Origin of the sequence: uncultured Methanobrevibacter sp., assembly GCF_937881195.1 — an archaeon.
Lineage (GTDB): Archaea > Methanobacteriota > Methanobacteria > Methanobacteriales > Methanobacteriaceae > Methanobinarius.
Genome location: NZ_CALGFC010000019.1, coordinates 1 through 10,674 on the forward strand (window position 1 = coordinate 1; position 10,674 = coordinate 10,674).

Annotated in this window: 7 protein-coding genes; 1 reads left to right on the forward strand and 6 read right to left on the reverse strand. The window is 25.4% G+C overall.

Features of this window, described 5'->3' with window-relative positions; genetic code table 11:
- Window positions 1–262: 262 nt before the first annotated feature.
- Window positions 263–1,885, reverse strand: coding sequence for a thermosome subunit alpha (gene thsA, locus Q0087_RS02285; RefSeq protein WP_297898054.1), 1,623 nt, complete (start codon window positions 1,883–1,885; stop codon window positions 263–265).
- Between the two features lie 738 nt (window positions 1,886–2,623).
- On the opposite strand from thsA, the gene Q0087_RS02290 reads away from it, so the two are divergent.
- A complete protein-coding gene (locus Q0087_RS02290) occupies window positions 2,624–3,244 on the forward strand; it encodes a cyclase family protein (RefSeq protein ID WP_297898056.1) in 621 nt (206 codons plus the stop codon).
- Window positions 3,245–3,513: 269 nt separating this feature from the next.
- Here Q0087_RS02290 and Q0087_RS02295 read toward each other — a convergent pair whose 3' ends face one another.
- The 5 genes from Q0087_RS02295 to Q0087_RS02315 form a co-directional block, all read right to left on the reverse strand.
- A complete protein-coding gene (locus Q0087_RS02295) occupies window positions 3,514–4,998 on the reverse strand; it encodes a hypothetical protein (RefSeq protein WP_297898058.1) in 1,485 nt (494 codons plus the stop codon).
- Window positions 4,999–5,738: 740 nt separating this feature from the next.
- Window positions 5,739–6,788: an aspartate-semialdehyde dehydrogenase gene (gene asd, locus Q0087_RS02300; RefSeq protein ID WP_297898060.1), complete on the reverse strand. Its 1,050-nt coding sequence runs from the start codon at window positions 6,786–6,788 to the stop codon at window positions 5,739–5,741.
- Between the two features lie 294 nt (window positions 6,789–7,082).
- On the reverse strand, window positions 7,083–7,904 hold the full coding sequence (gene dapB, locus Q0087_RS02305; RefSeq protein WP_297898062.1) for a 4-hydroxy-tetrahydrodipicolinate reductase: 822 nt from the start codon (window positions 7,902–7,904) through the stop codon (window positions 7,083–7,085).
- A gap of 116 nt (window positions 7,905–8,020) precedes the next feature.
- Complete coding sequence (gene dapA / locus Q0087_RS02310) at window positions 8,021–8,914, reverse strand: 4-hydroxy-tetrahydrodipicolinate synthase (RefSeq protein ID WP_297898064.1); 894 nt, start codon at window positions 8,912–8,914, stop codon at window positions 8,021–8,023.
- Window positions 8,915–9,046: 132 nt separating this feature from the next.
- On the reverse strand, window positions 9,047–10,267 hold the full coding sequence (locus tag Q0087_RS02315) for an aspartate kinase (protein ID WP_297898066.1): 1,221 nt from the start codon (window positions 10,265–10,267) through the stop codon (window positions 9,047–9,049).
- Window positions 10,268–10,674: the final 407 nt, after the last annotated feature.

Consider the following 10,674-nt stretch of genomic DNA (forward strand, 5'->3'; position numbering starts at 1 on the left):
ATATTTACTAATTTTAATAATTTTATATGATATTTACTAATTTTAATAATTTTATATGATATTTACTAATTTTAATTTAAATATTGATTGATTCATTATCTTATCTTTATTAAAATAACTTTTTATTAATTAGCAATTGATTTTAAAATAAGAATTAATATTTAAATTAAAATTAGTAAATTAGAATATGAAAAATAGAATCAAAAAAAATGAACCAGAAAAAATTATAAAAAAGAAAAAAAGAAAAAAAGATGTAAAAATATTACATCATAGGAGGCATTCCACCCATTGCAGAAGGATCCATACCACCCATATCAGGTGCACCTCCACCAACAGATGCAATTACATCATCTATTCTTAAAATCATTTCAGCTGCTTCAGAAGCAGATTGAATAGCTTGTTTTTTAACACGTTTAGGTTCGATTACACCAGCTTCTTTCATATCAGTAACTTCTCCTTCAAAGACATCAAGTCCCATATAAGGAGAGTTTTCATGAGAAGCTCTTAAATCTACTAAAGAATCAATACTATCAAGACCTGCATTTTCAGCTAAAGTTTTAGGAACAACTTCTAATGATTCTGCAAATGCATTTACAGCTAATTGTTCTCTTCCACTTATAGATTCTGCATAATCTTTTAATTTTTTAGCCATTTCTATCTCTGGAGCTCCACCGCCAGCTACAACTTTACCATCTTCTACAGTAGCAGCAACTACACCAATAGCATCTTCAACAGCTCTTTGGATTTCATCAACGATATGTTTTGTGCTTCCTCTTACGAGTAAAGTTACAGCTTTAGCTTCTTTACAATCTTCTACAAAGATCATATCTTCACCAGATATTTTCTTTTCAGTTACTTCTCCAGCAGAACCTAAATCTTCAGCAGAAAGATCATCTATGTTAGATACAACAGTAGCACCAGTAGCTTTAGCTAATTTTTCAATATCGGATTTTTTGACTCTTCTTACAGCCATAATTCCTTCTTTAGCTAAGTAATGTTGTGCTAAATCATCGATACCTTTTTGAGCAAATAAAACATCTGCACCAGAATCTGCTATTTTAGCTACCATATCTTTAACCATATTTTCTTCTTGTTCAATGAAAGCTTGCATTTGAGCAGGGTCAGTAATACTGATTTCAGCATCCATTTCAGTTTCTTTCACTTCAATAGGAGAGTTAATTAAAGCTATTTTAGCATCAGATAAATCTTTAGGCATACCAGGATGTACTCTTTCTTTATCAATGATTACACCTTGAACTAAAGTAGATTCATCTACAGTAGCTCCTTCTTTCTTCTCAATTTTAATGTGATCAGTATCTACATCATCGCCTTCAGCTACTTGTTGTACAGCATCAACAACTAACTTAGCTAAAGGTTCACGAGCTTTTTCAGTTCCTTTACCAGTCATAGCAGTCATAGCAACTTTTACTAAGGTTTCTTTTCCAACATCATCAATAGAAATTTCTTCTAAAATTTCTTGAGCTTTTTCAGCTGCTTGTCTGTAACCCATAGCAATTATAGTTGGATGAATATCCATATCTAATAAAGATTCAGATTTTTTGAGGAGTTCTCCTGCAATAATTACAGCAGTAGTGGTTCCATCCCCTACTTCATCTTCTTGAGTTTTAGCTACTTCTACAAGCATTTTAGCTGCAGGATGTTCAATATCCATTTCTTTTAAAATGGTTACTCCATCGTTAGTAACTACAATATCTCCTAATCCATCTACAAGCATCTTGTCCATACCTTTTGGACCGAGTGTAGTCCTTACAGTTTCAGCTAATACTTTACCAGCTAAAATATTATTTCTTTGAGCATCTCTGCCTAAAATTCTGTTTGTACCTTCAGGTAAAACTAATATTGGTTGTCCTTGGCCTTGTGCCATAAAAATCACCTCATAATTTATTTTTTAAATAATATATTTAAAAATTTAATATCTAATTAATATATCCATAATATTACTTTAAAATCCATTAAATAAACTAATATTATATTTAAAATAATTTCCCACTTAATTACAATAATGATAAAAGTTAATAGATATTAAATATGATAATATTTAGCTACAAGATAGCTAAATATTTTATATAATCTATTAATTGAGTTATAGCATTTATATTGTAAAAATAAAAATTATCTTAAATAAATAGATATATCAAAGATATTTAAAATTTATTAACTTCTATTAACTTTAATAAATTTACAATATAAAGTGGGTTTGAGGTTATATATAAATCTTACGGAAGTTCTATAGTTTTCTAATAATTTAAATATAACTATTAAAAAAAGTAATACCCAAAAATAATCCAGAATATATTAAAAATATACTATAAATTAGTGATAATAATACTAAATTAGTACAATTAATTTAAACTAATAAAAAAATCTTAAATTAGTACTAATAATTTTATTTAAAAATTAAAATATTCTAAAAAATAAAAAATAGAATATTTAAATAATAAAATATTTGAATTAAAATAAGGAATATTATAATATTGATAGATATATAAAATATTTGAATTAAAATACTGAATATTATAATATTGATAGATATATAAAATATTTGAATTAAAATACTAAATTTATAAATATTTTAATATTATAATGTTAATAGGTATATAAAATGAAATATATTGATTTGAGCCATAAATTAAATAAAGATACACAAGTTTATCCTGGGGACCCTAAATTTGTTATAGAAAAATTCAGTACAGCTGATGATGATTATTTTCTATCAAATATAAACGGAAGTCCACATACTGGAACACATATAGATGCCCCATATCATTATATTAAAAATGGAAAAAAAGTCGATGATTTAGATATTAATACTTTAATAGGGAAAGCTACGATCCTAAAAACAAAAAGAGAAATAGTTAATGATAGTATAAATATTAAAGATATTGATATCAAAAATCCAATTGAAAAAATTGTTATTTTAAAAACAGAATGGTATAAACATTGGGGCAATGATGATTACTTTACTAAAAACCCTTATATCTCCAATGAATTAGCTGACATGTTAATTGAAAATAAAGTTAAAGGAGTAGCTATAGATACATGTTCAGTTGATAAAATAGGTGAAACAAAAATCCATAAACGATTTCTTAAAAATGATATATGGATTGTAGAGAATCTTACTAATTTAAATAAGTTATCAAAAAATAATTATTATTCTTATTTTATTCCAATGAATATAGATGCTGAAGCTTCATACATCCGAGCTTTTGTTAAAGATGAATAAAAATTAAAGTGAATAAATTAAAATTTTTCAGAATAGATAAAAAGCAATCAAAATATAATATTTAAGAATAAAACTAATTAAATATTATTTATATTATAGATATAATTATATTCTAGATATAATAAAAATTACAAAAATATAGATTTTATAAATTGAATTTTATATAAAATTTAAAAATTTTTATAAAAATTAAAAATAAAAAATTAATATAAATTAATTAAAAAATAAAGAAATAAAATTAAAATAAAAAATTCAATAAAATAAGATTCCTATTTTTTATCTATTTTAATCCATTTACTTTCTTGAGGGTTTTCAGGATCTTCAGGTTTTAAATAACCTTTTCTTTCTAATCCTCTTATTATATTGTTTATATTGTTGTAAGAAATATCTTTAAATGCAATTTTACGAATATAGCTATGTATTTCTTGAGAATCCATTGGGTTTTCAGGAATTAAATAATAAATTTGAGACTGGAATGATGTTAAATCACTCTTTGGAGATGAAGTTATTTTTTTATAATTATTTCTTATTGACAATAGCTCTTTATTAGCTTGTTTACAAGAATCTAATTCCTTTTTAAGATTTATTAATTCATTATTATTATTATTTATAATATTATCTTCACTATCTTGAATATTTTTCAGTTCATCACTTTTTTCAAAAGATTTTTCACTAATCAATATTTCAGAATCTAAATCATTATTTTTATCTAAAGATTCCTGAGATTTATTAGTGAAATTTTTATCTAAATCTGAAAATAATCCTTTAATCTCTTCTAATCTTTGGATTTTCAAATCCTTAATATTAATTTCATCTTTCACTCTATCATATTCTGCTTTAGAAACATTTTGATCCTTAATTTTTCTTATCTCTAATTTTTTCTCATTAAGTTCATTAACTAACGATTTAATCTTATTGTCTTTTTCAACAATTTTGTTAAGTGCAGATTTTAAATTTGCATTAATCTCTCCTAATTCCTTGATTTTATATTGTTCAATATCATTTTCAAGAGAGTTTTTAATATCATTAAAAGATAGTTTAATTTTTTCTAATTCCTCAATTCGATTATCCTTATCTGACAATTTTTCTTCATAAGAATATTTTATTTCTTCAAAAGATTTTTGAATCTCTTCTAATTCGTTAATTCTAATTTTTTTATCTTCTAATTCTTTTTTAATAGATTTAAAAACTTCTTGATCTACAGAAGCTGATTTTAAAATTTTAATCTCATTATCTTTAGAATCAATTTCCCTTTGAAGCCCTATTAAATTATCTTTACTGAGTATATCACTTTCTAAATCATTAATTTTTTCTTTATATGAATTTATATCATTTAAGAGAGAATTAATTCTTTCATCTTTTTTAACAATTGTATCCAAAGAAGACTCTAATTTATCGCTATACTCTTTAAGTTCCTGTGTTTTAAATTTTTTAAGATCGTTTTCAAGAGCAATTTTAATATCATTAAAAGAATCTTTAAAATCACTTAAATCTTGGATTTTTAATTCTTGGTTGTTTATTATATTCTCTTTATTATTGAGAGAAACTTGAAGATTGTTTAAATCAACTTTAAGATTAGAAATTAAATCTTCTTTCTCTTTAAGAGTATTTTTTAATTTTTCAGCAGTATCATCATTTTTTAAAAGATTTTTTTCATTTTCAAGGTTCATGAGATCTATCTTAAGCTCATTAATTTCTAATAAACAAGATTTCACAAGATTTTGTAGCTTAATCTTCTCTTTATCTTCTACCATAATATCACATTTCCCTAATAATGATAATACATAAAAAGCATAATAAATCCAATTTTTAACAATCTTTTAATTAAATCCATATATATAATTCAAAACTCAATAAAATTTATACCTTTTAATACCATTAAAAGCATTCAATGAATATTTCAATATAATTTTAAAATTAATATGATTAAATCATGATTTATATTAAATACTAATTATATAACAAATATAAGCTAATTTATAATAATATAAGCTAATTTATAATAATATAAGCTAATTTATAGTAAATATAAACTAATTAATAATAAATATAAGTTAATTTATAACAACTATAGATTAATTTATATTAAACATGATATTCATCATAATCAAATATAATGAGAAATTATTGAAATAATAAATTATGATTTAAATCATATTCCAATTAATGTTAAATTGTTTATTTAAAGTCATATATATAATTATTTGATTATTTAGCCTTATTAAAAAAAATATAATAAAAAATATAATAAAAAATAGAAAATAAAAAGTAGAAAATAAAAAAATTAAAAAATAAAATTTAGAAAATAAAGTAAATCATGAAATAATATTTTGAAATAATTATTAAAAAATAACTTAGCATAATTATTAAAAAATAAATTTATTATAATTTATTAAAAATAAATTTATTATAATTTATTAAAAATAAATTTATTATATTAAAATCTTAAAGAAAAAGTTTAAAGATGTAATAAAATAAAATTTAAAAAAAATAATTATAAAATAGTTTTATTAATCAATTCAGCATTTAAAATAGAAGCTCCAGCTGCACCACGAATAGTATTGTGACCAACTAAAACATATTTAAAACTATTATCAAATACTGGATCTTTTCTAAGCCTACCAACAGTTACAGCCATTCCACCATCGGCATTTCTATCCATTCTTGGTTGAGGTCTATTTTCTTCTTCTTTAACGATTACAGGATTTTTCGGAGCAGAATAAAGGTCGAGTTCCTGAGGAAGTGCTTTAAAATTAGCCATATCACTTTTTATGTTGTTTATATCAATATCTTCAGCTAATTCAATAAATACTGCTTCAGTGTGACCATCTAAAACAGCTACTCTATGACAAGAAGTAGTAAGCCCAAATTGAGCAGGTTTTATTTCCAAACCATCTAAATCTCCCAATAAATGAAGAGTTTCACTTTCCATTTTTTCTTCTTCACTACCTATATATGGAACTAAATTATCAACAATAGCCATTGAAGGAACACCATTGTATCCAGCACCAGAAACAGCTTGCATAGTTGATACATAAACCCTGTTTATATCATATTTATCATAGATTGGTTTTAAAGTCAAAGTTAGTGCAATAGTACTACAATTAGGATTAGTAACTATAAAACCGTCCCAATTTCTATTTTTCTGTTGTACTTCTATAATATCTAGAAATTCAGGGTTTACTTCAGGAATTACAAGAGGAACATCTTTTTCCATCCTCATAGCACTTGCATTAGATGCAACTATAAAATTCTCTGCAAATTTTGGTTCAACAATAGCTGCATTTTCAGTAGGAAGTGAGGAAAATAGTATATCAACATCATTACTTATTGCAGATGGTTCTGTTTCAGATACAACAATGTCTTTTACAGAATCAGGCATAGCATCATCAAGATACCAAGTTGTAGCATCTTCATATCTTTTACCTGCTGAACGAGAAGAAGCCGCTAAAGCACTTATCTCGAAATCAGGATGTTTATCTAACAGCTGAATAAATCTCTGTCCGACCATTCCAGTTGCACCAAGTACTCCTACATTTACCATCATATCACCAAATTATTATTATTATTATTATTATTATAATTTAAATAATTATAATTTTATTATTCTAATTTTATTATTATAATTTATTATTATAATTTATTATTATAATTTTCATTTATTATTCATTAAATAGCCATATTTACTATTTATATTAAAATTTATCAATTATATAAAATTATAACTATAATTAATACTATATATTAAAATTTATCAATTATATAAAATTATAACTATAATTAATAGATTATATTAAAATTTATAATTTTTTAATATTATTTTTTTATTAATTGAATATTATTTAATTCCTAAAACATCAGCCATATCACTAACTTTACCAGATTCAGAATTCATTACAAATCTTAAAGACCTCATAACACCAGCTATAAAAACTTCTCTTGTATGAGCCCTATGAGTAATTTCAAGGCGCTCGCCCTCACCAACAAACATCACAGTATGGTCTCCAACAATATCTCCCCCACGTATTGCATGAATACCGATTTCATCTTTAGTTCTTTCTCCAACAAGACCTTTTCTACCATAGACACCAACATCCTCAGTATCTCTACCAAGAGAATCTGCTATCACTTCAAATGCAGTCATTGCTGTTCCAGATGGAGAATCTTTCTTTTTATTATGATGAGCTTCAATTATTTCAATATCAAAATCATTAAGAATTGGAGATAAATCCCTTAAAACTTTAAAGAAAACATTGACCCCAATCGCCATATTTGAAGAAATTACTGCCTTAATATTGGATTTCTTAACAATTTCGGTAATTTCATTAGATTGGTCTTCAGTGAAACCTGTAGTTCCAACAACAAGATTAACACCAATTAAAGCAGCAATTTTTATAGTTTCAAATGCAGCATTAGCTATTGTAAAATCAACTAAAACATCAGGCTTTGATTCTTTTAATACTGATTCTAAATTTTCAGCACCACTTGTTTCAACACCAATATTTCCAATACCAATAACTTCCCCAATATCTTTTCCTTCAAGAGGAGTATTTGGTATTTCAATAGCAGCTACTACTTCAATATCATCTTGTTCAAGAATTTTTTTAATAATTCCAGAGCCCATTCTTCCAGCAGCTCCAGTCACAGCAACTTTTAACATATTATAGCCCCATAATCTAAAATTTAATTGTATTAATCCCAATTTTAAATCTAATTTTTTATTCTAATCTTAAATTTAATTTTTTCATTCCAATCCTACAATAATTTTAAATAATTTTATAATAAATCTAAATCATTTAAAACTTTTTCAACTTTTGAGAGATTTTCATCTTTTAATGGAGCAAGAGGCAATCTTATATCCCCAGAAGGCCTTCCTAACATTTTTAAAGCTACTTTAGTAGGAACAGGATTACTTTCAATGAATAAAACTTTCATTAAATCATACAATTCATAATGTAATTCCATAGCTTTTTCATAGCTACCATCCAAACAATTATTAACTAATTGACTCATTCTAAAAGGATCAACATTAGCTACAACACTGATAACTCCTTTAGCACCCATAGACATCATAGGAAGAGTTAAATCATCATTTCCAGATAAAATTGAAAATTTATCATCTAAATCTGCTTCAATTAAAGTTTTTTTAGTTTTAGATAATTTATCAAGATCAGGGTTGGCTTCTTTTATACCTACAACATTTTCAAATTCAGCTACATTAGCTATAGTTTCTGGATCAATATCTGTACCAGTACGAGAAGGAACATTGTAAACTATAATAGGAATATCAGAATTGTTATTTATAGCTTTATAATGTTCAACAAGCCCATGAGGTTGTGGTTTATTGTAATAAGGAGTTATGACAAGAGCCATATCAGCACCAGCACTTTCTGCATATTGAACAAGCTCCAATGCATCGTTTGTTGAATTACTTCCTGCTCCAGCTATTGTAGCAACCCTACCATCTACTTCCTCAATTAAAATATCAATAAGTTTTTTTTGTTCAGGAATCGTAATAGTAGCTGATTCCCCAGTTGTTCCAGCAGCTAATAAACCATCGACACCATTTTCAATTAAAAAGTTAATGTTTTTTCTATACCCCTCTTCATCAACTTCATTTTCTTCTGTAAACGGTGTAATCATAGCTACTGCAGTACCTTCAAAATTCATATTTTTCCCCTCTTACATTCATTATTTTAAATATCTCTAAATTTTTACAAACTTTAAATTCAAATATCTCTAAACTTTAAATATCCCTATATTTTTATAAATCTAAATTTCAAATTTATCTAAAATTTATAATTATTTTAAAACGTTTTTAACCAATTCAAAAGCTTTTTCCCCATCGGCCCATTCCACAAAGATAACAACAGCAGTTTGAGAAGAAGATATCTCAACAATATTGATATTATTTTCTCTTAATGGAACAGTGATATCCGATATAATCCCCGGAGTTTCAACAAAATCGGGACTAACAAGAGTCAACATAGCTATTTCTTTACCTAAAGAAAGAGAGCTAAGTTCTTCAGAATCAATAACCATATCATGTAATAAATGATAAGCTTTATCAGAATTCTTTTTATTAATGAAAACAGTTACTGAATTTTGACCTGCTGAAATGCCAAATATGTTTATATCATTTTTAGCCAATATTGTAGTCATTTTAGAAAGTAAGCCTGGTCTTTTAAGCATTCCATCTCCAACAATAGCTACAACAGATATTGGTTCTGGATATAACATGGTGGTTTTCATCATTTCACCTTCATAAGGACCAACAATAACAGTTCCTGATTTAGAAAGGTCACCATTTTCATGGCTTATAATTTTAGCATTAATCATTGGATCCTTATATTTTAAAGCATGCGGATGAAGTACTTGGGCTCCATGTGTAGCTAAATCTCTCATTTCTTCTACAGATATTTTATCAAGCTTTTTAGCTTTTTGAATCTTATTTGGATCAGTAGACATTACTCCATCAACATCAGTAACAATTATCACTTCATCAGCATTTAAACAATGTCCTAAGAAGAAAGCTGTAATATCACTTCCACCCCTACCAAGAGTAGTGATTTCTCCATCTGGCCCTTTACCTAAAAATCCACATACAACAGGAATTATACCTTGATCTAATATTTTAGTCAATTCTTTACTCATAATCTCTGAAGATTGAAAATCAATTTTAGCTTCAAGAACTTTATTATCGGTTAAAAGAGGCCATTTATCAGAGTAAGGATCAATATATTCAGATTTAACCCCTAAAGACTCAATCACTGAAGACATTACTCTTACACTAGTCATTTCACCCATAGATAATATTTCTGCCATCTGTTTATCAGTAACATTAGAATCCACAGAATCTTTAACAATCTTTATAAGGTTGTCAGTTGTCTTGTTAATTGCAGATACTACTACAACTACTTTATTACCCTTCATATATTCATTAACAACTGATTGGGCTGCTTTTCTTATTTTTTCTCCATTTCCTATCGAAGTTCCTCCGAACTTAGCTACTATTAGTTCCACTAGCTTCACAACCTTCTATTCTTTAATTATATCATATTTATAAACATTATTAATACAATAATCAACATTAATTTTTTATAATATTCATAATTATAATAATTCTTATTAATAAAGTTAGCTATTGTATAAAAATCACTTAATATAGAAAATCAATAAGATAGAAATTAAAAATAAGTTATGAAAATAATATTATGAATAAAATAATAAGAATATTGAAAATATTAAAATCAAAATATAATTTATAAATCATTCAATACATTTCAAATAATGATAATAATAATAATAATAGAATATAAATTACCAATATTTAAAATAAACAGACCTAATAGACTAAATTATAATATAAAAAACCCATATCTAAAATAAACAGACCTAATAGACTAAATTATAATATAAAAAACTCATAT